The following is a 24,455-nucleotide window of genomic DNA, read 5'->3' on the forward strand; positions in this document are numbered from 1 at the left end:
CTGGCCTGAATTCCAAGCCATTCCGCGGCGCCGGTATGTCTTCCCACTACTCGATGATCGATGCGACGACGCCGGCGCCGACGGTGCGGCCACCCTCGCGGATGGCGAACCGAAGGCCTTCCTCCATGGCGATCGGCGCAATCAGGTCGATCTCCATCGTGATGTTGTCGCCCGGCATCACCATCTCGGTGCCTTCCGGCAGAACAACCGTCCCCGTCACGTCCGTCGTCCGGAAGTAAAACTGCGGGCGGTAGTTCGCAAAAAACGGCGTGTGGCGACCACCCTCTTCCTTCGTCAGGATGTACGCCTCCGCCTTGAACTTCGTGTGCGGCGTGATCGAACCCGGCTTCGCAACAACCTGACCGCGCTCAACGTCGTCGCGCTTCGTGCCGCGCAGCAGGATCCCGATGTTGTCCCCCGCCTCGCCCTGGTCCAGAAGCTTGCGGAACATCTCGACGCCCGTGCACACCGTCTTCTGCGTCGCCCGGATGCCAACCAGCTCAACTTCCTCGCCAACCTTCACAACCCCGCGCTCAACGCGGCCCGTCACCACCGTCCCACGCCCCGAAATCGAGAACACGTCCTCGATCGGCATCAGGAACGGCTGGTCCTTCGGACGGTCCGGCTGCGGAATGTAGCTGTCGATCGCATCCATCAACGCCAGGATCGACTTCTTGCCGATCTCCTCGTCACGCCCCTCCAGAGCCGCCAGCGCCGAACCCTTCACGATCGGGATGTCGTCGCCCGGGAACTCGTAGCTCGACAGAAGCTCCCGAAGCTCCATCTCAACAAGCTCCAGCAACTCCGGGTCGTCGACCTGGTCAACCTTGTTCATGTAAACGACCAGCGCCGGAACGCCCACCTGGCGGGCCAGAAGGATGTGCTCGCGCGTCTGCGGCATCGCCCCGTCCGCCGCCGAGACCACCAGCACCGCACCGTCCATCTGCGCCGCGCCCGTGATCATGTTCTTGATGTAGTCCGCATGGCCAGGGCAGTCGACGTGCGCGTAATGACGCTTCGACGTCTGATACTCAACGTGCGCCGTCGCAATCGTGATCCCGCGCGCCTTCTCTTCCGGCGCCTTGTCAATCTGGTCAAACGGCGTGAATTCCGCAAACCCCTGCTCGGCCAGAACCTTCGTAATCGCCGCCGTCAACGTCGTCTTGCCGTGGTCAACGTGGCCAATCGTCCCAACATTGCAGTGCGGCTTCGTCCGCTCAAACTTCTGCTTGCCCATGGCTTTGTCTTTCTTCTACCTGGAATCCCAACAAACGAATAACCCTGCCCCCGCTCATCGACCCGGGTCTGGAGCGGGTGAAGGGAATCGAACCCTCGTCATCAGCTTGGAAGGCTGTTGCTCTACCATTGAGCTACACCCGCGACCCCAGACATCCGACCGAGACGGCTCGATCCGTAGCGCATTTGGTGGAGGGGGCTGGATTCGAACCAGCGTAGGCGTACGCCAACGGGTTTACAGCCCGTCCCCTTTAGCCACTCGGGCACCCCTCCCCAAGTGCGCCGCGACCGCCGGCAAAGCGGCATAACGAGCGCCGGAAATACGAGGATTTGCCGTCTTTTGTCAACGCAAAAACACCAACAGGGCGCATCCAACCTTTCCGCCGCGTCGATCGCCCCGACGGAAACGATTGAACACACCACGTTTGTCGGTATCGTATAGAGCATCATGAGCAAGCGCAAGTCACCCCCCCACGGATCGCGACACCCTCGCCGGCAGCCCGGCCGGGAGAGCGCGCCAGCCGGGGATTCGCCGCGGTCCGCCGCCGGCGCCGAGGCCGCTTGGCTGTTCGGCCTTCACGCCGTCGGCGCCGCGCTGGCCAACCCGGCCCGGCGATGCCACCGCCTGCTCGCCACCCGGCAGGGAGAGGAAGGCCTGGGCGACGTTCCTGCCGGGCACCGGCTCAAGATCCAGATCGTCGACCGGGGGGAAATCGACCGCCTGTTGCCGGCCGGCGCCGTGCACCAGGGGGTGGCCCTGCTGGCCGACCCGCCGCCCGAACCCGCCATCGAGGACATCCTGGCCGGGGCCGGCGAGCGCGCCACCCTGGTCGTCCTCGACCAGGCGACGGACCCGCGCAACATCGGCGCCGTGCTTCGGGCCGCCGCCGCCTTCGATGCCATCGCGGTGGTCATGCCCGTGCGTCATGCCCCGGCCACCACCGGCGTGCTGGCCAAGGCGGCGTCCGGCGCGCTGGAAACCGTGCCGCTGGTCCGCATCGCCAATCTGGCGCGCGCGCTCGAGCGCATCAAGGAAGCCGGCTTCTGGTGCGTCGGCCTGGATGGCGACGGCACCTCGGCGCTGGCCGAGGCCGACCTGTCGGGGCGCCTTGCCCTGGTGCTGGGGGCCGAGGGCGCGGGCTTGCGGCGGCTGACCCGCGAACACTGCGACCTGGTGGTGCGCATCCCGATCAGCGAGAGGATCGAAAGCCTCAATCTGGCGACGGCGGCAGCCATCGCCCTTTACGAGGTGGCCCGCCGGACGCCGTGACTTGCGGGTCGATGGCGCCCGCGCTATCGTCGGCCCGACCGCACGGTAGCCGGCATAGCTCAGTTGGTAGAGCACCTGATTTGTAATCAGGGGGTCCCGGGTTCGAGCCCTGGTGCCGGCACCAGTTTCCGAGGCCCTGCCCACGTCCAGTAAGCGCCGGGTAAGCGGCCGGCCTGCAATTCGGTTGCCTGTTTGTGCCGGGATGCGACAAAACCCTAAGCCCGGTATAGGGTTGTTGTGTTCCCCCTGTTTGACGATGCCCCGGCCCGGCAGGCGACAGCCGGCCGCAACGCCCCGCCCGGTATAGGGTTGTCGTATTTTCCTCTTTTTTTTAACGATGCCCCGGCAGGCGGTCACGGCGCACCTCGCCCGTCGCCGACTCTCCCCGCAAGGAAGGCCCCGCTTCACGAAGTTGATCCACGCCCCGCAGCGTCTTTCGTTTTCGTGGACATTCACGACATGGTATATTCGGGTCGGTTAGCCAGCCGCCTCACCAGCGGGGAACACACCAAATCGGGGCGTCGATGCTCCGCCCTTGAAAAGCGGCCGCCCGGTTTGGAAGGTATTGAGTTTCGTTCGGCGCGCAGGTGAGGCCAATCCATGATCGAAATCAAGCTGCCCGATGGCCGCGTTATGGCTGTTGATACAGACGACCCCGCTGTCGCCGAGAGCACCCGGCGGAGGGCTCTGTCAGCTGGGCGGACGGGCCCCGCCACGCCCGGCGCGGGCGACGCCGCACCCGTCGCGGACTTCTTGAGCGCGCTTGTCGGATCGGAGCGCCCGGGCTACGCCGGAGCGGATGGCCCGAACCGCACCCGCGGCCTGATGGTTGGCACGCAGGGGGTTGGCCGGGGCCTCGCCGATATCGCCGGTTCGCCCGCCGATCTTTCGACCGGGCTTGTAAATGCGCTCTTGTGGGGCGCGGACAAAATCGGCCGAAGCGCCCAATGGGCCGCGAAAGCCGTGTTGCCGCAGTCGGCCGGAGAGCGCGTACCGGATCTCAGCGTCGACTACCGCTTTCCGTCAAGCCCCGTTGGAAGCGATGCCATCGCCGGCTTGTTTTCGAACATGGCAAACCATTTGGGTGTGCCTGTCGTCGACGAGCAGGTGATGACGCCGTTTGAGCGCGCCGCCTACAACGTCAACCGCATTGGCACGGACGTCGGCGCCGGCGCGGCCGGCCTTGTCCGAGGGGCCATGCGGCAGGCGCCCAACGCGCTCGTTCAAACGCCAAGCCCCAGCCCTGCGCCGGTCGGAACCGCGCGGCAGGCGCCCGGGGCACCTATTCAGGCGCCGGATTTGTTCTCCTCGAAACCGACCATGCCAAACCCGTTCGGCCGGGAGGCTGCCCCGTCTGGTTCGACGCCGATCGCACCCGCCCCATCCACACCAGCGGGGGCTTCCTTGAGGGTTGTGGACGTGCCGCCGAAGTCTGCCCCTGCCGATCCTGCAATTGAGGCGGTGAGCCGTCTCCGCGCCGCCGAAAAATCGGAAGATTTCACCATGGCAGGCGGCCGAGCCGACCCCCGGTTCGCCGCCAAAGCCGATTCAGCCGTAGACGTGGCAGAGTATGAATTCGCGCACGCCGTGCCGACGACGGATGCTGGGCGCATTGCCAAGGTACAGGCCGTTCAGCGTATCCTTGCCCCCCTGCGAGACGGGGGCGAACTGCTCGAGGCGGGAGTCGACACGACGCTCGCGCACCTCCGCTCGCTCCGGCAAAGCATCGAACGCCAGGCATCGGCGGCCAACGAAGGGCTGACGCCGCTGCAGGGGCTACAGGCCTCATTCGAGAAGGCGCCCTTTGACCCGGTTATCAACGCCGCTGAACACCTGCGCGTCAAAGCCGATGCGCTTAAATTCCAGAAGGCAAGAGACGTGGATCCGATTTACATCGCCGGCGCGCGTGCGGACAGGGCCGCCGCGTGGGAGGCTTTCATTGACGCAATCCCGACCACGGGGAGGGGGCAGCTTGCCAAGATCGATGTCATCAGGGACACGATCTACAACAGGGGGGCCAACCTGACCGAACAAGAGTCGATCGACGCCCTGCAAAACCTGGATGCGCTTTGGGAAAGCATCGAGCGGGGGGTGATGTAGCGCGAACACTACATCCGAACGCCCGGCCCTCCCTGGTAGGCCTACATCCCGCCGCGCGCCGCGTCCCGGCAAGTCAGCATCCCGGCTATCCCGAAAGCCGCTCCAACCGCGTAGCCGATGGTGTGGGACACCGACCCCGTAACCACCTCGATCAAGCCTGTCGTGGCAGTCGCAGCAAGGGCAAAAGCGAACAGGCCCGCCAAGGCGTAGAGGCCTGTGATCAACAGCCAAGATACGAACCTGCGGAGCATATCCGTTTTCCTCCTGTCCTTCGTGTCGATAGCGACCGAAAAATGCTACCTGGCCGAACCCACCCTTTAGGCAGCGGGCGTCAAAGGTCCCCGATCGAGGGTGGTCGGCCCGACACTTATACGGGACAATCGGATGAAGTGCAAAAAACAGCGATATTGCCCGCATTGCGCTTACTCAATGCTTATTCTCTTCGCCCCCTAGTTTGCTAACCAATTGACGCATAAGCGTTTTCTTCTTTCTGGCTTCTGATGCGGCATCAGTGGCCAGGCCTTCGGGGGCGTCCGAACGGGGCGGCGACCGCCGGCAAGAAGGCAATACCGCGACCGCCGAGCCACCCGGCGGCGGCATCCCGACCCCCCGGTGGGGGGCCGCCGCGTCGTCGACAACAGCCGCCAGGCGCCTCGACAAATTTTCCCACCTCAAAAAGTAAGGTAGCAAATGGCTTGCTCGTAGCCCTCCTAGGCAGGTTACCACCCGTTCGCCCGTCTACGGCGTTTCGGGCGTCGATGTTGTTCTGGCCCGCGTAGAGGTTCGTGCTCTCGGTGAGGGCACGTTGACGACCGCCGCGTAACCGAAAAAGATGCCGACGGAGGGCTGGCAAGGGGGCTCGGGCTTCACGGACCGTTAGAAGCGCCTTACCCCCGTGTTTTGTCCCGTTTGTCACATGGGCGCGCGAACGGTAAAAACTATTTGAACCTCTTTTTCTTATATATCAGCCACTTATGGTTAGAATTTCCGTCCCCTAGGAATTCCTCATGTGACGAACGTGCCAAATGACGGGAGGGTGCCCGTGCCCACCCCGGTACTTCTTGATCGGTGGGCATTCGGTTGCCGTCTGTCGGGGGGGCCCTGCGCGGTCGGAATTCCGACCACGGCCGGATCGAAGTCCTGGGCGGTGTCCTGGGTGCCGTCGAAAACGACGGCCAGAAGAATGACGTGAAATCAGCCGCCGCCCATTGGTCGGGGCTGTGATTTTGTAGAAAGCAACCGCGAAGCGTTGTATATTTTCCCTGACCAGCGTCGCGAGACGCCGGATCCCGATGACGGAGCGTTCATATGGCCCAGCCACCTGCCTACACCCCGGCCTACAATTTCAGCGACTACCAGACCAGCAACCCCGCCGACCCGCTTCCGGGTAACAGGCTCGACATTGAACTGGCCGCGGTCAAGACGACCACCGACGGCATTCGCACCAACCTGGCCCTGATCCAGCGAGACGATGGCGCCATCGCCAACCAGGTGGTGACGCCGGACAGCTTCACCGCGGCGTCGCTGGCCTTGATAGGCGGCTCGTGGGCCCCCCGCGGCGCGTGGGCGACGACGACGGCCTACGCGGTCGGCGACGTTGTGTCGAATTCAGGCAACAGCTACGTCTGCGCGGTCGCGCACACCGCCGGCACCTTCGCCACCGACCTGGCCGCGAGCAAATGGCTGATCATCGAAGCTGGTAGTTATGCGGCCGACGACATCGTCTACGACAACGGCGTGTCGGCGCTGGCCGCGACGGATGTTCAGGCCGCAATCGATGAATTGGCCTCGGAGAAGGCGAATTCCGCCGATCTTGGCGGCGCCGCGCTGTTGGATGTCGGAACAGTCGCCGGCACCGTGGCTGCCGGCGATCATGTGCAGGCGCTGGCCAACGGCGGTACCGGGGCGACCACGGCGGCGGGGGCGCGTGCCGCTCTCGACGTCGACCAGGCAACCAACAGCCTGACCGCCGAGGCCGCGGCCGACGACGCCGACCTGGTGACCGTTTACGACAATAGCGCCGGGGCCATGCGCAAGATGACGCGGGCGAACTTCCTGGCTGGCGTGTCGGGGCAGGACACGACGGCCCGCGACATGGCCATCCTCAACGCCTTTGACATCTCCGAGCTGATGGGCCGCTCGGCGCTGTCGCTGGGCGCGGCCGTGGTCGACGCTTTCGAGGACCAAGCCGGGATCGACGCGGCGACGTCGACCGGGGAGCTTTTCGACGCCGCCGGCACCTATGGCACCGTCGCCGACGTCACGCAAACCGACAATCGGGCGCGCACCAACATCCTGTTCGGGGCGGGCCGCGAGTTCGTCGACCTGTTCCAGGCGGCGACGAACGGCGGCGTCATCGGGTCCATCTCGGTCTATACGACCGTCGCCTTCACCGGCCAGGTCGCCGTCTACCGGGACAACGGCGCCGGCAACTACACCGTCATGGCCGAACAGGCGGCCGTCCACGCCGGGGCGGGGTGGCAGACGTTCACCTTGTCCTCGCCCTACACCGTGCCGTCGTCCGGCACCTTCTACGTCGGCTGCTACCGGCCGGCCGCCACCTTCGAAGTGGTGACGGGCGGCGGCGCGGCTTACGGGGGCGCCGTCGGCGTGGGTGCTTCCTTCACCAAAGACGTCAACGACACCGTGCCGTGCGCTTTCGTCGAGACGCTCACGTCGGCGGCCATGACCCTCGTTTCTGAGGCCATCACCGCCGCCTCCGCGCCGGCGTCCGCGCGCGTCACCCTGGATCACGAGGACGTCGCCGGGACGGCCGTGCTCAACACCGACGTCGTCGTCTCGGCCAGCCGCGACGACGGCACGACGTACACGGCGGCGGTGCTGACCGTGCTGCGCGACGCCGGGTCCGGCCGCAAGGTCTACGTCGCCGATATCGACCTCTCGGGCCAGCCGAGCGGCACGGCGCTGCGCCTCAAGGGCGAGCAACTCAACGCCAAGGCCGGCCGCTGGCACCGCTGGGCGGTCCAGGCCGACGTCGCTCTGTCCTTCTGATCGGGGGGACGTCATGGCTTTTTGCTACCAGCAGCCGCTTCCGCCCGCGCCGCCGGTCGGCGCGACGCCGCCCCGGCTGGTCGCGTCGGCCTTCGGCGTCGTTCCCCTTCCGATGGACTTCAATATCGCGCTGGAAGGGCCGTTCAACCTGATCGCGGCGGTGTACCTGGATGTCGGCCTTTACCTGCTGTTGTTTGGCGCCGAGCAGCCCGACACGAACTATCACGTCCTCATCAACGACGGCGGGCTGCATATCGCCGCCGCCGAGAAGGCCGCCGGCTACATCATGATCGCGGCGAAGGATGCGATGGAGACTCCCGTCGATCCGTCGTCCTTCAACGTCGAAGTGTACCGCCTCTAGGAGAAGGAACCATGCAAATGAAAGTGATCTGCGAGAAGGAAATCAGCGGCGTGATGCGGCTTCTCAACATCACGACCGCCACGGGCATCGACGTCGGGGCGTTTCTTCGGACCACGCCCGGCGTCGGCATGCCGTTCTGGTGCTGGCCGACGATTCCCGGCGGCAGGGTCGTCGCCACCGACTTCACCGACGCCCCCATCGTCACCAGCGACGCCGCCACCAACAACCAACTGATCGCGGCCATCACGGCCACGCCGCAAGAGGTGCTGACTTACGATCCGCCGTTGTGACCCTTTCCGTGAAAAAGCCCGTGGTCCAGGTTGAACGGCTGCCTACGGTGCTTCCGGCCGGCGCGCTTCAGAACGGAGTGTGCCGGGGCCTCGCGGCGTCGAAGACGATCGGAGATCCGCCCCCGAGATGACGCAGCGCGCCACCCCGGCGGGCCGGGGCCAGTCCATCAATTTGCAGGGCTAGGCGGCGGCTTTGGTTTTTCTCGTTCGCATCAGCGTGGCGGCCCGCTGAATCTTCTCCTTTTCAGCCTCGCGGCGCGTCCGTTCCTTTTCCGCCCGGCCGGCGAAGATGGAATGGACTCGGGGGTCAACCCACCACATCTGGCTGTTCCTTCGCCCGCTCTCCATCGGGACCACCCAGCCGGCCCGCTCGAGCGTGTCCATAGCCCGCGCGAGCGCGCCCGGATCGTCCCGGAGTTCGCGGTAGGCCCGGCTGATGTCGCGAGCCGTGACGACCGGCGCGCGTTGGGAAAGGATGTAGCCCGCAATCCAGCCCCCATGGTCGGCATCAGGCGCCGAGCCGAACGTCTCGGCATAGAACCGGACGGCATGCGGGAGCAGGAAATCGAGCATCAGCCTTTCGACCATGCCCGCAGTTTCGCCGCTGATTTCGCGGGGCACGGGGTCAAAAAGCGTGTCGGCCGAGGGTGGCGCATCGGCGCCGGTCGCGGCAGTCGCCTCAACCGCGTGGTAGGTGAGAAGAAGGCGGGCGAACAGGGCGTCCCACTTGGCCAGGTGGTTGCGGAGGCCGGCGCCGGCGGACGGAGACTCCTTGAAAGCGTTGGCCACGTCCAGGACCCGCGTACGGGCGTCCTGGGCGGCCTGTGACAGCCGAACCACTATCCGGCCGCTCTGCCGCCAGCCGGTCAAAGTTTCGAGCGTGTGCCGATACGCGGCGGCGGCGACCTCATCTGCCGGCCGGTCGACCCCGGCCCCCGTCTGGCGGCCGTGAATGACGATAAACCTGGCCAGCAGCCCGTCCGCGGTCAGGTTGCCGGAGAGCCGGCGAATGACCTCGGGCTGAATCCCGCCCACCACCGAGAGGGACCAGTTCGGCACCAGGATGCGGCCGCGGTTGACCCGATCAACCGGCATCGCTCCGCCGTTATAGAGCTGCAGCCAAAAGCTTCTGTCGCGGCTGGTCCCCTTCGACGAGCGGTAGGCGTCGAACGACCCGATAAGCTGCGCGATTTCGTCGTAGACGCCCAGCACCCCGGCGGGGTTGTCCACCAGGATCTCAGTCAAGGCCTCAACCGTCGTATCGGATACAAGGAGACGTCGGATTTTCGGCTTGTCGGGTGTTTTCGGCTTCTCTGTGTTCTCGCCTTTGGCGCGGGCCTTGACGTGAGCCTGCAGCCGCGCCTGATAGACCTTTTCCTCAACCGAGTAGGTGCCTAGCAGGGTGGAGTCCGCGTCGGTCCACTCCGCCTCAATGGTTCGCAAAGGGGCTACGGCCGCGTCGATCGCCGGCGTTTTCTTGCCGCCGGCCTCTTCGACGACAGCCACCCAAAGCCGGGCGCTCTCCGTCCATTGCGCGTCGAATGCCTTGGGCTGTACGCGGAAAAAGTCGTCGAGTGCCGACGCGCAAACAGCGAGAGCCGGCAGGGCGATCATGCTGGCGTCGACGCCGAGGCGTTCGGCCTTATCCTGGGCGAACTCCCTTATGGGGGAGGGGACGGCCTCCGCCGAGAACTCAGGCTCGCCGAGCATGTCGGTGTCGCCGAAGATGTCGAGCGGCGGGGTGGAATCGTCCGATGCGCCGTCGGGGCGTGCGCCCCACCGGGGGCGCAGCATGCCGGCTCGGACCTTATCGCCAGCCTTTTTGAGGACGTCCGCCTTCGTCCATGGATCGCGCCCCGGCATGTTCTGCATTTTCAGCCCGGCGTCGACCAGCGCATCGAGTGCCGTGTTGAAGTCCAGAAGGCCCGCGCCGACGTAGCCACCGATCTTGAGGGCGGCGGTGCAGAGCGTGTTTTCCTGCGCGCCCATTTCCGCGTTCTCGACGATCGAGCACTCGGACGCGAGGGCGCTTTCGGCGTACCGGATCAGATCCCCCGATGGTTTGACCGAAACCCGGGCCTCCGGTGCAGCAGCGGGCCCTTGCGGGGGCTGGGGTTGATCTTGCTCCTTCTGATTGAACAGCGCGAGGATGACCGCAGGGATTTCCGGCAGGGGAAGGTCGATGCCCCGATCCTTCGCAAAGGCGTATTCCCGCCCGCTGACGTGCCGGGACGGGGGCGCCACGACATAGCCGCCGTCCGCCCGGGCATCGAGGCCCGGGTGTCTCTTCACGAAGTTCTTGAGGCCGCGCCCGGGGTGCCGAAAGTACAGGTGGGCGCCGTTTCCGGTGCGGACCCCCGGCCCTTTCGGCGAGTCGTCTTTAGGAACAAGACGGAGGTATGATTCCCCCCCGGCCTTGCCGTCCATGTCGACCACAACAAGGTTTGATACCGTCCCGGTGACGAGCCCGACGTTCGCGTGGGGGTGCCTTTTGAAGACGTCCCGAATTTCGGCCTCGGTGAGCCGGGTCGTTTGAAGACGCTCCCATTTGCCGAGAGGATGCTTGCCGGGGGCGTTGCAGTTCGCTCTGCCACAGGTACACTTTCCATCCGGCCGGATCCCGTGCAGAGGGACCACCGAGAATCCACGGAGGGCATAGTCGAGAGCTGCGTCGAGAATGGCGGTCATTGCTCGGTCCTCCGCCCCCAGGCGCGGCGGCCGCGACGGCGCCGTCGCCGTCGGCGCCGTGGCCGCTGTCCGCACACGGCGCACCGGCGCGGCTGGTATTTATTTTCGAACCATCTCGCGTCGGCTTTTGTGAATTCGAAGGGCTGTCCGCACTCGGCGCACCATCCCAGTGCCGTCAGAGCAATGACAAGATCACCGTGGCGGTCCATGCTCACGGTTCTGTAGGTGACTCGGTAGGGGAAGCCACCGCGGTACACGATGGGCTCCGCTTGCGAAGGGTCGTCGCGGGTGCTACATTCTTGGCAGGAAGAATTCGATTCGCCCCCATGCCGAATGCCCTTCGGCGGGGGGCTTTTCTTTGCGCGCATTTCGTCACCTCCATTTGAAGGAAATCGGCGCCATCCGGCGCTGATTAGTCGAGCCTGGATAATCGCCCACCCGATGGTTCGCCACGTCAGGCGGCCTCGGACGTGCTCTGCCGCCGGCCAGCGTCGAGCCAACGGTCGACGTCGGCCAAATCGTAGAGGACAGCGCGGCCGACATGGATGAAGGGCGGCCCGCCCCCTCTGACACGCGCGTTGTTGAAGAAGGATTCGGACAGGCCGCAGTATTCGGCGATCTCGGGAGTCCGGAGGTATCGCTTTTTTTGGGAAACCGAGTGATCGTTCATGGTGCTGCTCCGCTGTAGCGCAGCGCCGGGCACATAAACGAATCCCGACGCCTCGCATGTTGAGACGTCGGGGCCAAAGGCAGTTCAGCGGTTTCTCGGTTTAACCGGCCCCGAGAAAATATGACGGTAGTGTGCTGATGGTCCGGTGGAAAGTCAAGAGTGCCGGATATATACGCAGGTTAGCTACGCCCCGACTGTACCAACAACCCTAGGCTACGCTTCGATCCCTATTGGTCTAAATTTTTTGTTTCTACAGGACGACCCGCCTTTTGCATGGCGTCAACCTATCCTCTACGCCGCATGCTGACCACTTCGCCGCTGCTGCCTTTGAGGCCGGCGGCAACCTGTTCGGCGATGCTCGCGGCTGCCGCCTTCCGTGGATCGTCGTACAGGTGCGCATAACGTTCCGTGGTGCTGGCGCTGGCGTGCCCGAGGATGCTGCCGAGAATGATCAGGCTGTCGCCCCGCGACGCGCCGATGCTCGCGAAGCTGTGCCGGAAGTCGTGGATGCGCACGTCGTCGATACCGGCCGGCAATTCGACGCCTCGTTCCGCCGCCCGGGCCCGAACTTCAGCGGGGGTGGGCTCCCGATCGAGAGCCGCCGCCAGTTCATCCACCAGCGCCCCAATGGTCGGGTTCTTCCGCCAAAGGGCGACCGTGGCCAGCGCCCGAAGCCGCTCCCACACTTTCTGAATTCCGACCAAGTGGCTCGCCTCGCCTCCCTTCTTGGCCTGAGTCGCGGCACGCCCGACCCGCCATCCGGGGAACACGTACGGGTTCTTTTCGCGGCGGTGGGCTTCCATCCTCTGCAGCACCTCGAGCGCCGGCGCCGAAAGCGGAATGGTCTTCGGGCCGGTCTTGGAATCGGACAACCGGATCACGCCGCCGGGCCGGTCGATATCCGACCACCGAAGCTTGAGGGCTTCGTTCTTTCGCATGCCGGTGACGGCGATCAGGCGCAAGGCATTCACGGCGGCCGGCTGCGCGGCCTCGGCATGCGCGAAGACGCCCCCCACGGCCGCCAGTTCCACCGGGCTAAGAAACCGCTCCCTGCCCCGCTCTCCGTTCCTCTCGATGAGCCGGGCCGGGTTCTCGCCGGAAAACAGCCCGTTGCGGGCGGCCCATGTGAAAAACGAACCGAGCACCGCGGCCACCCGGTTCGCCTGGTAGGGCGTGGCGCGCATCTTGTGGTGCAAGCGGGCGACGTCGGCGCGGGAAACGGCCGACAGGGCGATGCCACCGAGTTCCGGGATGATGTGCCGTTCTGCGAGGCGCCGGTATTCGCCCGCTGTCGTCTTCTTCCTCCGCTGGTCCGCATGCTCATCGAGGTAGATTTGCAGGGCGTCAGCCGTGCTTTGGGCGTTGCGGCGGTCGGTCCTGGACTGAGCCGGGCTTTCGCCCCTCTGCACCCGCTTGTAGAGCCCGTCCACCTCCTTCCGGGCCGTCTCCGGCGTCCAAGGGTGTCCGTGCCGCCCGATGGTCACGCGGCGCGTGACGTGGGCGCCTCGCCCGTTCCGGCGCACAGGATCCCGGTACTGGAAAAGGTACGATCGCGCGCCCTTCGGCGTGACCTTCAGCCCGAAGCCCGGAATGGCAGTATCCCACAGGTACGCATCCCTGCCCGGGCACGGCTGCAATGAGTCGACGCTTCGCTTGGTGATCTTGGCTGTCGGCATGGGGGCTATCTCCACGATTTTCCCGTAACCGCACAGTAAGCACATTCCGGTGTAAATGCAAGGAACGCAGTGTATCAACAGGTAGCAAATGCTTTGCTATTCCTGCTGTTTTCCGACCCCTATCTATGGCAAAGGATTTGCTACTCACTGATTTGTAATCAGGGGGTCCCGGGTTCGAACCCTGGTGCCGGCACCAGCACCCTTCCGCGATGTGTCCCGTGCGGACGGCTAATTCGCCGGCCGCCCCGCCCTCGCGGTGCTCGTGAAGGCCGGCGGATCGCTGGCCGGGAACGAATCCTCCGCCGCTTCGTCGGCAAGCGCGTCGGGGTCCATCCGCGCGTTGGGGGCGCGATCGCCCCCGCGATATCGAGCGTTCGCGCCCTGCCATTGGCGCAGGCATTCCATCAGCACCACACCGGCCGCCGCACCGATGGCAATTCGCATTGCCCAACCCATGATCTTCTCCCTCGTGCTGTGGCGGGGCGGCGGGCGTCGTATCCGCCGCGTCGGAGCCTGAACCGTCGAGCGGGCGGTCTGTTCCGCCTTCTCGATGGCCATTCCGGCGGAACGTTGTGTGAATCCAGTTCACTGATTGGTCACATGACCGGACTGCCGTCGAGCCCCAGATTAATTATGAAACGGTGTTCGTCCTCCCGTATTGCAGAGGGATGGGTCGGGAGACAGGGCATGGCTGTTGATACCCAGGCAACGGCGCGTGTTGAATTTTGCATCTCCGAGCGGGAGATGGAGATCTTCCGCGCCCTGAGCGGCGACACCAACCCGCTGCATGACGATGCCGCCTATGCCGGCCGGCGCGGCTTTGGCGGCAGGGTGGTGTACGGCGGACTGCTGATCGCCCAGGTGTCCCGACTGCTGGGAACCCGCCTGCCGGGCCATGGCTGCGTGTGGCGGTCGATCACCTTGCGGTTCCGTGCTCCGCTTTACGTGGATGAACCGGCCCGGCTTACCGGCACCGTGACGCACGCCAACGCGGATCTGGGCGTGATGAACCTGAAACTGCGGATCGAGGCGGGCGGACGCACCGTCGCCGACGGCGAGGCCGCAGCCATTCTCGCCCGGGAGCGCGCCGATGTCGCCTGAAACGACCGAACGCCCGCGCCGCTCGGTCCTGGTGACCGGCGGCAGCAGCGGCATCGGCGCCGAGTTCGCCCGAGCCGCCGCCCGCCGTGGCTGGCAGGTGTGGCTCGGCTATGCCACGGGCGAGGAACGGGCCCGACGGCTGGCCGGCGAATTGGCGGAAGGGGGGGCGGACGTTTTCCCGGTCTGCCTGCCGCTCGATGACGCCGCCAGGCTGGAAGCCGGCATGGCCCGTGTCGTCGCCGAGGGCCCCCTGCCGCAGGCCGCCCTTCTTTGCGGGTCGCCGCCGCCCGACGTCGCCTCGCTGCTCAAGCTCACGGCGGCGAGCCTTCGCCACCAGATGGAATGCGCTGTGGTCGGCAACCACGCCTTGCTGACCCGGCTGTGGCGCCATTGTTTCCGGGCCCACGCCGGCGGCCACGTGCTCGCCGTGTTGAGCGCCGCGCAAGGGCCGCGGCCGACCCCGCACATGGCCGGCTACGTCACCGCCAAGGGTGCGCTTGAATCCCTGCTTTATGCGGCCGCCGCCGAGTGGGGCGCGGCGGGCCTGCGCGTCAGCGTCGTTCGTCCGGGCTTCGTCGACACGCCGATGCTCAAGGCCTTTCCGTCCCTGCTGGTCGAACGGGCGCTGGGCCAATCCGTCCCGCTGTTGTCGCCGCATGACGTCGCGGCCGCGCTTGTCCAGGCGCTCGACCATCCACCGGCTTCGGGAACGGTTGCCGAAATCCCCCTGCGGCTCAGGAAGGCGTCCTAGGCATGGATATCGCGACCCATCCCGCGTCCCTTTACTGGCTGCCGCCGGTCGACGATTTCGACGGAGCGCTCGCCAGGCTGCGCGATGCGCCCGGAGAGGGCGGCGCCATTCTCGGCGGGTTGCGGTCGCTCGCCGAAAAACGGCTCGATTTCGTCCAGACCCGCCGCCTGGATCGCCTGGTCGAAAAACTGACCGACCGGCTGCCAACGGAAGCTCCGCACCTGAAGCTGGCGGTGATCGGCAGTTCGACGGTGGATCACCTTGTCCCCGGCATCCGGGTGGGCGCCCTGCGCCGCGGCCTGGTGGCCGAGGTGCTGGTCTGCCCGTACGGCCAGTGGCGCCAGCAAGTGCTCGACCCGGGATCGGAGTTGTACGGGTTTGCGCCGGATGCCGTGCTCCTAAGCCTGGAGGCGGCGGCCATCATGCCCGAGCTGCCGCTTAATGCGACGACGGCGGAAGTCGCTGCCGCCGTCGATCAGGTCGTGAACGACCTGGCCGAGCTTTGGGCCACCCTCCGGGACAGGGCGCATGCCGTCGCGATCCAGCAGACCCCGTGGTCGGGAGAGACGACACCGCTCTATGGGCATTACGAGCGCCTGGTGCCGGCCTCGCCCGGCGCAGTGGCGGACTGCCTGGACAGGCGCATCGCCGAGATGGCGGCCGAAAAGGGCGCGTTGCTGTTGGATCTTCGCGCCGCGGCGGCCGACATCGGCAATCGCCAGATTTCGGACCGCATGCTCTGGTATCATGCCAAACAGGCCCTTTCGCCGGCCGCCGCCCCCTGGGCGGGGGACCAGGTGGCCCGCATCCTGGCGGCAATCCGCGGGCTGTCGAAAAAGGTTCTGGTCCTCGATCTGGACAACACGCTGTGGGGCGGCGTCATCGGGGACGACGGGCTGGACGGCATCGTCCTGGGCCAAGGTAGCGGCACCGGCGAGGCTTTCAGCGCGTTCCAGCGCTATGTCAAAAGACTGGCCGCGCGGGGGGTGGTCCTGGCGGTCAGTTCGAAGAACGACCGCGTGAACGCCGAGGCGGCCTTCGCACAACATCCCGAAATGATCCTCCGCCAGGACGATTTCGCGGCCTTCGAAATCGGCTGGGGCGACAAGCCGGCGGCGGTACGGCGCATCGCCGAGCAGTTGGAGCTTGGCCTCGACTCGTTCGTCTTCGTGGACGACAACCCGGTCGAGCGCGATCTCATGCGCCGGACGCTGCCCCAGGTCGCGGTGCCGGAACTGCCCGAGGCGCCGGAACTTTTCCCGGCCTGCATCGCCGATGCCGGATACTTCGAAGCTATCGCCTTCACCGCCGAGGATTCCGCCCGCAACGCCCAGTACGTGGCGAACCGGGCGCGCCACGAATTGCGCGCGACCGCCACCGACATGAACGCCTTTCTCGAAACCCTCGAGACCACGCTGACGGTCGGCCCGTTCCAGCCGACGGACGTGACGCGCATCACCCAGCTCATCAACAAGACCAACCAGTTCAACCTCACCACGCGCCGCTATACCGAGGCCGAGGTGCGGGCCTTCATGCAGGACCCGCGGACATTGACGTTCGCGGCGCGCGTCAGCGACCGTTTCGGCGACAACGGCCTGACCAGCGTCGTCATCTGCCGGCCGTCGAAAGAGGGCTCCGGTCCCGACATGGAGATCGACACCTGGCTGATGAGCTGCCGCGTCCTGGGACGGGGAGTCGAGGACGCCATGCTGTCGGTGGTGGCCGCGCGGGTCAGGGAAGCGGGCGCCGAACGGCTGCTCGGAAGGTATCGGCCGACCGCCAAGAACGGCATGGTGCGAGAGCTTTTTCCCCGCCTCGGCTTCGAGCCTCGGACCCGCAATCCCGAAAGCGGTGAAACCAGTTGGATCCTGCCGCTTGCCCACGCGGCCAATCCGGCGCCACGCCACTTGAACGTCGTCCATATGAGGTGATCCATGGAACAGGAAGCCATCACGGCGGAGGTTGCCAAAATCATCCGGGATGTGCTGGACGATCCGGACTTCCCCGTCACCCCGGAAACCTCCGCCCAAGATCATCCCGAGTGGGATTCGTTCAACCACATCAACATGGTGATCGCGGCCGAGGTTCGTTTTCGCATCAAGTTCCGCGCCGCCGAGGTAGAGACCGTTCGCAACGTCGGCGACTTCACGGACCTGATCGCGCGCAAGTGCCAGGCGACCTAGGCGGAGACGGAGGGGTCATCGCCCATGCTGTTCAACGCCCCCGTGTTCCTGTTGGGTTTTCTGCCGATCGTGCTGGCGGGATTTTTCCTGATCGGCTCGTTTCGGAAGCCCGATTGGGCCATCCTGTGGCTGGTCGGCGCCTCGCTGTTTTTCTATGGCTGGTGGCGGCCGGAATTCCTGACCCTGATCCTGGCCTCGATCGGCTTCAACTACCTGCTCGGTCTTCGGCTCGGAAGCCACCCCGACCGCGGCGTCTTGGCCTTCGGCGTCGCCATGAATCTCACCCTTCTCGGCTGGTTCAAGTATTCGGGTTTTCTGGCGACGGTGGTGAACGATCTCGCGAACGCCAACCTTCCGGTTCCCCACTTTCTACTACCACTCGGCATCTCCTTTTACACGTTCCAGCAGATCGCCTATCTGGTGGACGCGAACTCCGGCGAGGCGAGCGAACGGAGCTTGGCCCGCTATGCCCTGTTCGTAACCTTCTTTCCCCAGCTCATCGCCGGCCCCATCGTCCACCACAAGGAAATGCTCTCGCAGTTTCATCGGCCGGAAACCTACCGTCCCCGGCTGGACAACCTCGTCCTCGGGCTCGCCGCCTTTTCCATCGGGTTGTTCAAGAAGGTCTTTATCGCCGATCCGCTGGCAACGTCCGTCGTGTTGGCCTTCGGCCCCGCCGCCCAGGGAATCGCCCCGCCGGTCGCCGACGCCTGGTTCGGCAGCGTCGCCTATGCGCTGCAGCTCTATTTCGATTTTTCGGGCTATTCCGACATGGCCATCGGCCTCGGCCTCATGTTCGGCATCCGGCTTCCGGTGAACTTCGCGTCGCCCTACAAGTCAGCCAGCATCATCGAGTTCTGGTCGCGCTGGCACATGACGCTGACCCGCTTCCTGACGTCCTACATCTACAACCCTGTGGTGATGGCCATCACGCGGCGGCGCATGGCCGCCGGCAAGGCGATCCTGCGCCCCAAGCGGCCAAAACCGGTGCCGTTCGTCGTCCAGCTTGCGATCCCGACCCTGTTGACCTTCTTCCTGGCCGGCATCTGGCACGGGGCGGGCTGGCAGTTTGTCGTCTTCGGTCTCATTCATGGCGTGTTGCTGGTCGTCAACCACGCCTGGCGCGCGGTTCGCACCCTTGTCATCCCCGGAGTCACCTTCGGCCCGTGGGGACGCATCGCTGGCGTCGTCGTCACCTTCCTCGCCGTCACCGTCAGCCTTGTCTTCTTCAGGTCGAACAGCCTCGAGCATGCGCTGCTGATTGTGGGCGCCATGGCCGGCTTCGGCGGCACCCTGGACGGCGTCAGTTCTCTCGGCGGTCCCGAGTTCGCCGCCATGGGGCCGTTGCAGATGCTGGCGTGGCGGTTTTCCTCGATGCACGGGGTGTTGATCGCCCTCGCCCTGGCCATCGTTTGGATCCTGCCCAACACGCCGCGATACATCGAGCGCCTGGAGGGCGTCGTCGAACGGCTTTCGGAATCCCGCCGGTCGAAAACACGCTGGCGCCTGCCCCCCCTCAAGTGGCCCGCCGCGCTGGCAGCCGGCAACCGTTTCCTGCAAGGCTCCTGCGTCGGTGTCCTGCTCGCCCTCGCCTTGTTGCGGGCGTTGTCGGTGGCACCCTCGGAATTCCTCTACTACACGTTCTAGAGGGAACATGGACCAGACCAAAACACGCGGACTGAAGCATTTCGGCATCGGCATCCTGGCCGGCTTTGTCGCGCTGGTCGGCGGCCTGACGGCGGTCGGCGTCGCCATCGCCCATTTCGCGCCCGGAAACATGCCGGCCCCGGCAATCAGCACGCTCGTTCATATGGACGAGAAGCTGCGCTTCATCCGCGAGCGCCCGGCCCTGGACCCGACCATTCTCGCCGTCGGTTCGTCGGTGACCTGGCGCCAGGTGGCCGGCGGCGCCTTCGATGCCGTCGCCGGCGCCGCCGGAGGTTTCCTGAATGGCGGCACGGCCCTCCTTCAGGCGCATCAGACACGGACGATGGCACGCTTCTATTTGGACCATTTTCCGAATGTCCGGACGCTTCTCGTCCTGGTCAGCCTGCCGGATTTCAGCGATTGCACCACCCAACCCGAACGCCTGGTGGCGCTGGAGGATGCCGCCCGTTATGCCTTCAATGATTGGCCTGCCCCCTATTTCTATTTCCGCTACGTTTCGCCGCAGCGGTACCTTCGGACGGCCATGACCCTGCCGGAACGGCGGACACCCATGACCGGGGACCTTTATCTTGATGCCTATGGCTCAGGCCCGCTGCAGGTTCCGGACACCATGAAACGAGGGCTGCGGTACGGCAAAATCGCTCGCGATCCCGCCTGCATCGCTGCCCTGGACGGCCTGATCGCCGACACCGAAGCCCGCGGAGTCCAACTCGTGCTGGTGTTCGCACCCATTCACCCAGATTACCAGGCGCGGTATCCGGCAGAAACGGCATGGCTCGGCGGAGTAGCCAACCAGATCGCCGCTGCCGCGAAGCGGAGTGGCAAGAAAACCGTCGTCCTCGACTATATCCGCGACCCGTCGTTTGAGGGCCAAGACTTCTTCGACGCCTTTCACCTGCAATGGAACGCCGTGAAGGTTCTTTCGGAGCGGATCGTCGAGTCGATGAGAGCCGCCCCCGACGTCGAAAGGAAAGGAAAGATCGCGAATGACGCGGAACGCTGGGCGAGCACGCCGCAGGAGAGCAAGCGTCCCAACTGATTGCCGTTTTGCCCTCAGGCCGCCGCGAAGCCGTGCCCGGCCTCCCCCTCGGCGGTGTCCGGATGGCGGTCGTAAAGCTCGGCGAACCGGGACGCCTTGCGGGCGAAGAGGTTGAGAATGTCGGGGTCGAAGTGCTCGGGTCGGGTCCGTCCGTCCCCTTCCAGGATGGTCGCCACCACCTCGCGGTGCTCGATCGCCGGTTTGTAGGGCCGCCGGGAACGCAGGGCGTCGTAGACGTCGCATACGGCGACGATCCGGGCCTCGATCGGGATGACGGCTCCGGAAAGCCCATAGGGATAACCCGATCCGTCCCATCGCTCGTGATGGGAAAGGGCGATCCGGGCGGCACACTGCATGGCGTCGCCCTTGGAAACGCCGATGATCCGCCCGCCGATCTCGGTGTGCTTCTTCATGGTCGCCCATTCCTGGGCCGTCAACGGCCCGGGCTTCAGAAGGACGCGGTCGGGCACGCCGACCTTGCCGATGTCGTGAAGCTGCGCGGCCATGCCCACCTGTTCGACTCCCTCGCGCTGCCAGCCCAGTCCCTCGGCCAGCACGCGGGCATAAGCCCCGATCCGACGGATATGCGCGCCGGTTTCGTTGTCGCGGTGCTCGGCAGCGATGGCCAGCGTTTCAAGGGATTCGATGCGGGCGGCGTCGATCTCGTGAACCAGGTTGAGGATGCGGCTATCCTTCGAGCCGATTTCGGCGAGGATCCCCTTCTTGAGCGCCCGCTGGTCCTCGCGCTGGCGGAACCGCTGATGGCATTTTTCGAGGGTCTCCCACACCTGCTTGCTGCGAATGGGCTTGGTCAGGAAGTCGGCGGCGCCCAGACGCAAGGCACTGACCGCCTCCTGGACGCCGGCGTTGCCGGTGATGATGACGAATTCGAGGTTCCTGTCCGCGTTTTCCCCCTTGATCCGCTCCATGCACTGGAGCCCTGTTTCGCCGGGCATGTGGATGTCGATGAAGATGATGCCGATGTTCGGATTGGTCCGAACCGCCTGAATGGTGTCGGAGGCGGTGGCGGCTTCGTGGCAGATCCATCCCCGCCGGCGGAAAACCAAGGCGAATACCAGGCGGATGTCCGGTTCATCGTCGGCGATCAGGATTTCGGGAAGCATAACCGTGCTCCGTCAGGCGGACGCAGAACCACGAAAAAGGGGTATAGGAAACGCTACAATGTATATAGTCGCTGCGGCCATTTTATCAAACCGCGCATCCCAAGTGGACTCAAAAACTTTTCGTTGTACCCGCCGCCGCCGGGCCCCGGGGGGACGCCCCGCATGGACGGAGGGGCGCCCCGCACGGATGGAGGCGCCCCCACGCATCCCGATCAGGCCGCCCGTACGTTGGCCAGGAACTTCTCGACCTCGGCGCGCAGGGTCTCCGATTGGCGCGACAGCTCGGCCGACGCGCCCTGGATCTGGGTGGCCGCCGCCCCGGTGTCGTTGGCGGCCGCACTCACGCCGCCGATGTTGGACGATACCTCCTGGGTACCGGCCGCCGCCTGCTCGACGTTGCGGGCGATCTCCTGCGTCGCCGCCCCCTGCTCCTCGACCGCCGAGGCGATGGAGGACGAGATCGAATCGATCTCCGAGATGGTCTTGACGATGACCTCGATGGCGGCCACCGCCTCGCGGGTCGCCGCCTGGATGCCGGTGATCTGGGCGCCGATCTCGTCGGTCGCCTTGGCCGTCTGGTTGGCGAGATTCTTCACCTCGCTGGCCACCACCGCGAAGCCCTTGCCGGCGTCGCCGGCCCGCGCCGCCTCGATGGTGGCGTTCAAGGCCAAAAGGTTGGTCTGCTCGGCGATATCGGTGATGAGGGCCACCACCTCGCCGATCTTGGTCGCCGCCTGGGCCAGGCCCTGGACCTTGACGTTGGTCTGCTCGCCCTGGCGCACGGCGCCCGAGGCGATCTGCGAGGCCTGGGCGACCTGGCGGCTGATCTCAGAAATCGAGCTCGCCAGTTCCTCGGAGGCCGAGGCGACGGTCTGCACGTTGGCCGACGCCTGCTCGGAAGCCGCGGCCACCGCCGCCGCCTGACGCGTCGTTTCCTCGGCCGTGGCGCTCATCGCCTCCGAGGAGTCCTCCAATTGGGTGGCGGCGGAGGCCACCGATTTGACCGCCTCGCTCGAGGCGGCATCGAAGGCCTTGCACAGCGCCTCGACGCGCTTGGCCCGCGCGGCCTGCTCCTCCTGGGCCTTGCGCTGCTCCTCGGCCAGACGGTCGGCCTCGATCATGTTGTCCTTGAACACCTGCACCGCCTTGGCCATGTCGCCCACCTCGTCCTTGTGGTCGGTGGCCGGAATCGCAACTTCCATATCCTTGCCGGCCAGGCGAGTCATCGCGCTGGTCATGGCCTGGATCGGGCGGGAAATACCGGCCCCAATCCCCCATGCGGCCAGAATGCCGAGAACGAAAGCGATGGCCGACACGACCATGGAGATGAGGATGGTGCGCTCGTTTTCTGCCTCGGCGCGCGGACCCAGGACCTCCTGGAAGTCGCGCAGCACGGTGGCCAAGTCGTCGGCGGTTTTGACCATATCGTTGCCGAACTGCGTCATCTTGACCTTAAAGGCGTTGTCGCGGGCAACGATGGCCGTGTGGGTCGCCTCCCACGCCGCCGTGTAAACCTTCGCGGCCTCCATCACCTTGAGCAGGGGTTCCCTGTCCTCGGCGTTCCTGACGACCTTGTCCAATGCGGCCTGGTACTTGCCGAACTCGGCCGTCTCCGACTTCACCCGCTCGGCGGCGTCTTCGTCGCTGGTCCGCAGAAAACGCTGCCCGTGGAGGCGGGCCAACATCATATGACGGGTAGCCTTGGCAACGATCTCCACGCCATCCGCGTCGCCGTTCAACTTCAGCACGTTCATCAGCGTTTCGAGGTCGCGTTCCATCTCGGGGCCGACCTTCTCCAGGCCGTCCCGCACCTGCCTGTCGATCTCGGCCTGGAAGTCGACCATGGCCTGGAATTCCCGACGCCACTCCTTGTTCCAGCTGTCCAGCTTGTCGACCTGCACCAGCAGGTCCTTGCGGCCGGCCATGAGCTGCTGGGCGGCGGCGACCTCCTTCTGAACCATATCCAGGCGTTCGAAGGTCCGCTTGGCCACGTCCTCCCGCGGGGTGAGCAGGAAGTTGCGGACGTTGACACGCACCCGTTGCGTGGCGGTGGCGATGTGGTCGAGCTGGCTGCGCTCGAGCGCCGCCTCGCGGTAATCGTTGAAGTTTCCGCTGGCCCCGTGGATGCCGATATAGCCGACCCCAGCGACCATCGCCAGCAATGCCATTACGATGGCGAAGCCCGCCGCAACCTTGGTGCCGATACGGATCTTCCTCAAGAAGGTCATTGAACGTCTCCTCGTGCCCTGCCGGCACCGTCTCCGGACTGTTGCTTCCCTTGCATGCACGACGGGGACGACAATCGGCCGCCCTGGCCACTCCCTGGCCCTTGCTGTTCTTCTGCCGATCCCGTCGTTCGCCTCCATTGGACAACGCGATCGTTTCACAGATATGTCGGATTTTTTGAATTGTGTGTCTAAACGAAATAGAATGCTGCGGTTTCGTGACCACGCCCAAATTGTATGGGCAGGGTGGGCCGGTTAGCGCCAGTTCACCTTTTGGCAGAACACGTAGCCCACTCCCCGCTCCGTCCTGATGAAGATCGGGTTCTTGGGGTCCGGCTCGATCTTGTTGCGAAGACGGGTGATCCGGGTGTCGATGGCGCGGTCGAAGGCCTCGGCGGCATTCTCGCCGGTGGAGGTTAAAAGCTGCTCGCGGGAGCGAACCTGCAGCGGGTACTTGACAAGCGCCAGCAGCAAATCGAATTCGCCGGCCGTCAATCGGATCTCCCGGCCGTCCGGTGACAGCAGCCGGCGCCTTCCCAGGTCCATCTGCCAGCCGCCGAACCAGGCGTTCTGCTTTTCGCGGGCATCGTCCCGATGTCCTGCGGCAGCGGCCTCGGCGCGGCGCAGCACCGCGCGGATGCGGGCCGCCAGTTCGCCGGCGCTGAAGGGTTTGGCCACATAGTCGTCCGCCCCGAGGTCAAGGCCGACGATGCGGTCCACCTCGTCCTTGCGGCCCGTCAACATGATGATGGGAATGGCGGAGATCCGCCGGATATCGCGGGCGATGTCGAAGCCGCTTTCGTCCGGCAGATTGACGTCAAGGAGGATAAGATCGGCTTTACGCTTGTCGATCAGCGCCCGTCCCTCCGCCCCATTGTGCGCGACGTCGACCTCGAATCCCTGTCTCGACAGATAGAGTTGGAGCGACTCCCCCAACTCCGGACTGTCGTCGACAATCAGGATACGCTGACCCATGGCCCCCTCCGGTCAACCGCAGCGTTCTTGTTTTTTCTGGATCGCATTATATGTCGGCCCCGAGTCAACTGAAAGTAGAGTTGAGG

19 protein-coding genes and 3 tRNA genes are annotated in these 24,455 nt (G+C 65.4%); 12 read left to right on the plus strand and 10 right to left on the minus strand.

The features are described 5' to 3' along the window. Nucleotides 1–46: 46 nt before the first annotated feature. The 3 genes from tuf to ODR01_RS08830 form a co-directional block, all read right to left on the minus strand. Complete coding sequence (gene tuf, locus ODR01_RS08820) at nucleotides 47–1,237, minus strand: elongation factor Tu (protein WP_316977259.1); 1,191 nt, start codon at nucleotides 1,235–1,237, stop codon at nucleotides 47–49. A 69-nt stretch (nucleotides 1,238–1,306) separates the two neighbouring features. Beyond that, nucleotides 1,307–1,380, minus strand: a tRNA-Gly gene (locus ODR01_RS08825). Nucleotides 1,381–1,423: 43 nt separating this feature from the next. Next, nucleotides 1,424–1,509 (minus strand) — tRNA-Tyr (locus ODR01_RS08830). 175 nt (nucleotides 1,510–1,684) lie between these two features. Between ODR01_RS08830 and rlmB the strand changes: the two genes are divergently transcribed. The 6 genes from rlmB to ODR01_RS08860 all read left to right on the plus strand — a co-directional run bounded on the left by rlmB (nucleotide 1,685) and on the right by ODR01_RS08860 (nucleotide 8,269). Further along, the gene (gene rlmB, locus ODR01_RS08835; RefSeq protein ID WP_316977270.1) at nucleotides 1,685–2,506 is read left to right on the plus strand and encodes a 23S rRNA (guanosine(2251)-2'-O)-methyltransferase RlmB; all 822 of its coding nucleotides are present in this window, start codon (nucleotides 1,685–1,687) and stop codon (nucleotides 2,504–2,506) included. Between the two features lie 48 nt (nucleotides 2,507–2,554). Further along, nucleotides 2,555–2,630, plus strand: a tRNA-Thr gene (locus tag ODR01_RS08840). A 476-nt stretch (nucleotides 2,631–3,106) separates the two neighbouring features. Beyond that, nucleotides 3,107–4,606 (plus strand): hypothetical protein, encoded by a 1,500-nt coding sequence (locus ODR01_RS08845; RefSeq protein WP_316977271.1) that lies wholly within the window; start codon nucleotides 3,107–3,109, stop codon nucleotides 4,604–4,606. Between the two features lie 1,308 nt (nucleotides 4,607–5,914). Further along, nucleotides 5,915–7,618, plus strand: coding sequence for a carbohydrate-binding protein (locus ODR01_RS08850; protein WP_316977272.1), 1,704 nt, complete (start codon nucleotides 5,915–5,917; stop codon nucleotides 7,616–7,618). 13 nt (nucleotides 7,619–7,631) lie between these two features. After that, nucleotides 7,632–7,979 (plus strand): hypothetical protein, encoded by a 348-nt coding sequence (locus tag ODR01_RS08855; protein ID WP_316977273.1) that lies wholly within the window; start codon nucleotides 7,632–7,634, stop codon nucleotides 7,977–7,979. Nucleotides 7,980–7,990: 11 nt separating this feature from the next. Continuing rightward, nucleotides 7,991–8,269 (plus strand): hypothetical protein, encoded by a 279-nt coding sequence (locus ODR01_RS08860; protein ID WP_316977274.1) that lies wholly within the window; start codon nucleotides 7,991–7,993, stop codon nucleotides 8,267–8,269. Nucleotides 8,270–8,449: 180 nt separating this feature from the next. Here the strand turns inward: ODR01_RS08860 and ODR01_RS08865 are convergent, their stop codons facing one another. The 4 genes from ODR01_RS08865 to ODR01_RS08880 all read right to left on the minus strand — a co-directional run bounded on the left by ODR01_RS08865 (nucleotide 8,450) and on the right by ODR01_RS08880 (nucleotide 13,861). Then, entirely contained in the window at nucleotides 8,450–10,957 is a 2,508-nt protein-coding gene (locus tag ODR01_RS08865; RefSeq protein WP_316977275.1) for a DUF3987 domain-containing protein, read from the minus strand. 454 nt (nucleotides 10,958–11,411) lie between these two features. Next, on the minus strand, nucleotides 11,412–11,627 hold the full coding sequence (locus tag ODR01_RS08870) for a helix-turn-helix transcriptional regulator (protein WP_316977276.1): 216 nt from the start codon (nucleotides 11,625–11,627) through the stop codon (nucleotides 11,412–11,414). A gap of 284 nt (nucleotides 11,628–11,911) precedes the next feature. Next, a complete protein-coding gene (locus ODR01_RS08875; RefSeq protein ID WP_316977277.1) occupies nucleotides 11,912–13,303 on the minus strand; it encodes a tyrosine-type recombinase/integrase in 1,392 nt (463 codons plus the stop codon). Between the two features lie 228 nt (nucleotides 13,304–13,531). After that, nucleotides 13,532–13,861: a hypothetical protein gene (locus ODR01_RS08880; RefSeq protein ID WP_316977278.1), complete on the minus strand. Its 330-nt coding sequence runs from the start codon at nucleotides 13,859–13,861 to the stop codon at nucleotides 13,532–13,534. Between the two features lie 129 nt (nucleotides 13,862–13,990). On the opposite strand from ODR01_RS08880, the gene ODR01_RS08885 reads away from it, so the two are divergent. The 6 genes from ODR01_RS08885 to ODR01_RS08910 all read left to right on the plus strand — a co-directional run bounded on the left by ODR01_RS08885 (nucleotide 13,991) and on the right by ODR01_RS08910 (nucleotide 20,045). Then, on the plus strand, nucleotides 13,991–14,404 hold the full coding sequence (locus ODR01_RS08885; RefSeq protein WP_316977279.1) for a MaoC/PaaZ C-terminal domain-containing protein: 414 nt from the start codon (nucleotides 13,991–13,993) through the stop codon (nucleotides 14,402–14,404). Beyond that, on the plus strand, nucleotides 14,394–15,155 hold the full coding sequence (locus ODR01_RS08890) for an SDR family NAD(P)-dependent oxidoreductase (RefSeq protein ID WP_316977280.1): 762 nt from the start codon (nucleotides 14,394–14,396) through the stop codon (nucleotides 15,153–15,155). Before ODR01_RS08885 ends, ODR01_RS08890 begins: the two co-directional genes overlap by 11 nt. Nucleotides 15,156–15,157: 2 nt before the next feature. Further along, complete coding sequence (locus ODR01_RS08895) at nucleotides 15,158–17,086, plus strand: HAD-IIIC family phosphatase (RefSeq protein WP_316977281.1); 1,929 nt, start codon at nucleotides 15,158–15,160, stop codon at nucleotides 17,084–17,086. Between the two features lie 3 nt (nucleotides 17,087–17,089). Then, complete coding sequence (locus ODR01_RS08900; protein WP_316977282.1) at nucleotides 17,090–17,338, plus strand: acyl carrier protein; 249 nt, start codon at nucleotides 17,090–17,092, stop codon at nucleotides 17,336–17,338. Nucleotides 17,339–17,362: 24 nt separating this feature from the next. Beyond that, nucleotides 17,363–18,985 (plus strand): MBOAT family O-acyltransferase, encoded by a 1,623-nt coding sequence (locus ODR01_RS08905; RefSeq protein WP_316977283.1) that lies wholly within the window; start codon nucleotides 17,363–17,365, stop codon nucleotides 18,983–18,985. A gap of 163 nt (nucleotides 18,986–19,148) precedes the next feature. Next, complete coding sequence (locus tag ODR01_RS08910) at nucleotides 19,149–20,045, plus strand: hypothetical protein (protein WP_316977284.1); 897 nt, start codon at nucleotides 19,149–19,151, stop codon at nucleotides 20,043–20,045. A gap of 14 nt (nucleotides 20,046–20,059) precedes the next feature. On the opposite strand, the gene ODR01_RS08915 is transcribed toward ODR01_RS08910, so the two are convergent. From ODR01_RS08915 to ODR01_RS08925, 3 genes are all read right to left on the minus strand, one after another. Continuing rightward, on the minus strand, nucleotides 20,060–21,169 hold the full coding sequence (locus ODR01_RS08915; RefSeq protein WP_316977285.1) for an HD domain-containing phosphohydrolase: 1,110 nt from the start codon (nucleotides 21,167–21,169) through the stop codon (nucleotides 20,060–20,062). A 212-nt stretch (nucleotides 21,170–21,381) separates the two neighbouring features. Beyond that, a complete protein-coding gene (locus ODR01_RS08920; RefSeq protein ID WP_316977286.1) occupies nucleotides 21,382–23,397 on the minus strand; it encodes a HAMP domain-containing methyl-accepting chemotaxis protein in 2,016 nt (671 codons plus the stop codon). 252 nt (nucleotides 23,398–23,649) lie between these two features. Beyond that, nucleotides 23,650–24,369: a response regulator transcription factor gene (locus ODR01_RS08925; protein ID WP_316977287.1), complete on the minus strand. Its 720-nt coding sequence runs from the start codon at nucleotides 24,367–24,369 to the stop codon at nucleotides 23,650–23,652. Nucleotides 24,370–24,455 lie beyond the last annotated feature (86 nt).

The sequence above is a fragment of the Shumkonia mesophila genome (genome assembly GCF_026163695.1).
Lineage (GTDB): Bacteria > Pseudomonadota > Alphaproteobacteria > Rhodospirillales > Shumkoniaceae > Shumkonia > Shumkonia mesophila.

What these genes read in the sequence shown, in the direction of transcription:
- tuf (WP_316977259.1), bottom strand. Translation starts at nt 1,237, where the DNA reads ATGGGCAAGCAGAAGTTTGAGCGGACGAAGCCGCACTGCAATGTTGGG.
- rlmB (WP_316977270.1), top strand. Translation starts at nt 1,685, where the DNA reads ATGAGCAAGCGCAAGTCACCCCCCCACGGATCGCGACACCCTCGCCGG.
- ODR01_RS08845 (WP_316977271.1), top strand. Translation starts at nt 3,107, where the DNA reads ATGATCGAAATCAAGCTGCCCGATGGCCGCGTTATGGCTGTTGATACA.
- ODR01_RS08850 (WP_316977272.1), top strand. Translation starts at nt 5,915, where the DNA reads ATGGCCCAGCCACCTGCCTACACCCCGGCCTACAATTTCAGCGACTAC.
- ODR01_RS08855 (WP_316977273.1), top strand. Translation starts at nt 7,632, where the DNA reads ATGGCTTTTTGCTACCAGCAGCCGCTTCCGCCCGCGCCGCCGGTCGGC.
- ODR01_RS08860 (WP_316977274.1), top strand. Translation starts at nt 7,991, where the DNA reads ATGCAAATGAAAGTGATCTGCGAGAAGGAAATCAGCGGCGTGATGCGG.
- ODR01_RS08865 (WP_316977275.1), bottom strand. Translation starts at nt 10,957, where the DNA reads ATGACCGCCATTCTCGACGCAGCTCTCGACTATGCCCTCCGTGGATTC.
- ODR01_RS08870 (WP_316977276.1), bottom strand. Translation starts at nt 11,627, where the DNA reads ATGAACGATCACTCGGTTTCCCAAAAAAAGCGATACCTCCGGACTCCC.
- ODR01_RS08875 (WP_316977277.1), bottom strand. Translation starts at nt 13,303, where the DNA reads ATGCCGACAGCCAAGATCACCAAGCGAAGCGTCGACTCATTGCAGCCG.
- ODR01_RS08880 (WP_316977278.1), bottom strand. Translation starts at nt 13,861, where the DNA reads ATGGCCATCGAGAAGGCGGAACAGACCGCCCGCTCGACGGTTCAGGCT.
- ODR01_RS08885 (WP_316977279.1), top strand. Translation starts at nt 13,991, where the DNA reads ATGGCTGTTGATACCCAGGCAACGGCGCGTGTTGAATTTTGCATCTCC.
- ODR01_RS08890 (WP_316977280.1), top strand. Translation starts at nt 14,394, where the DNA reads ATGTCGCCTGAAACGACCGAACGCCCGCGCCGCTCGGTCCTGGTGACC.
- ODR01_RS08895 (WP_316977281.1), top strand. Translation starts at nt 15,158, where the DNA reads ATGGATATCGCGACCCATCCCGCGTCCCTTTACTGGCTGCCGCCGGTC.
- ODR01_RS08900 (WP_316977282.1), top strand. Translation starts at nt 17,090, where the DNA reads ATGGAACAGGAAGCCATCACGGCGGAGGTTGCCAAAATCATCCGGGAT.
- ODR01_RS08905 (WP_316977283.1), top strand. Translation starts at nt 17,363, where the DNA reads ATGCTGTTCAACGCCCCCGTGTTCCTGTTGGGTTTTCTGCCGATCGTG.
- ODR01_RS08910 (WP_316977284.1), top strand. Translation starts at nt 19,149, where the DNA reads ATGGACGAGAAGCTGCGCTTCATCCGCGAGCGCCCGGCCCTGGACCCG.
- ODR01_RS08915 (WP_316977285.1), bottom strand. Translation starts at nt 21,169, where the DNA reads ATGCTTCCCGAAATCCTGATCGCCGACGATGAACCGGACATCCGCCTG.
- ODR01_RS08920 (WP_316977286.1), bottom strand. Translation starts at nt 23,397, where the DNA reads ATGACCTTCTTGAGGAAGATCCGTATCGGCACCAAGGTTGCGGCGGGC.
- ODR01_RS08925 (WP_316977287.1), bottom strand. Translation starts at nt 24,369, where the DNA reads ATGGGTCAGCGTATCCTGATTGTCGACGACAGTCCGGAGTTGGGGGAG.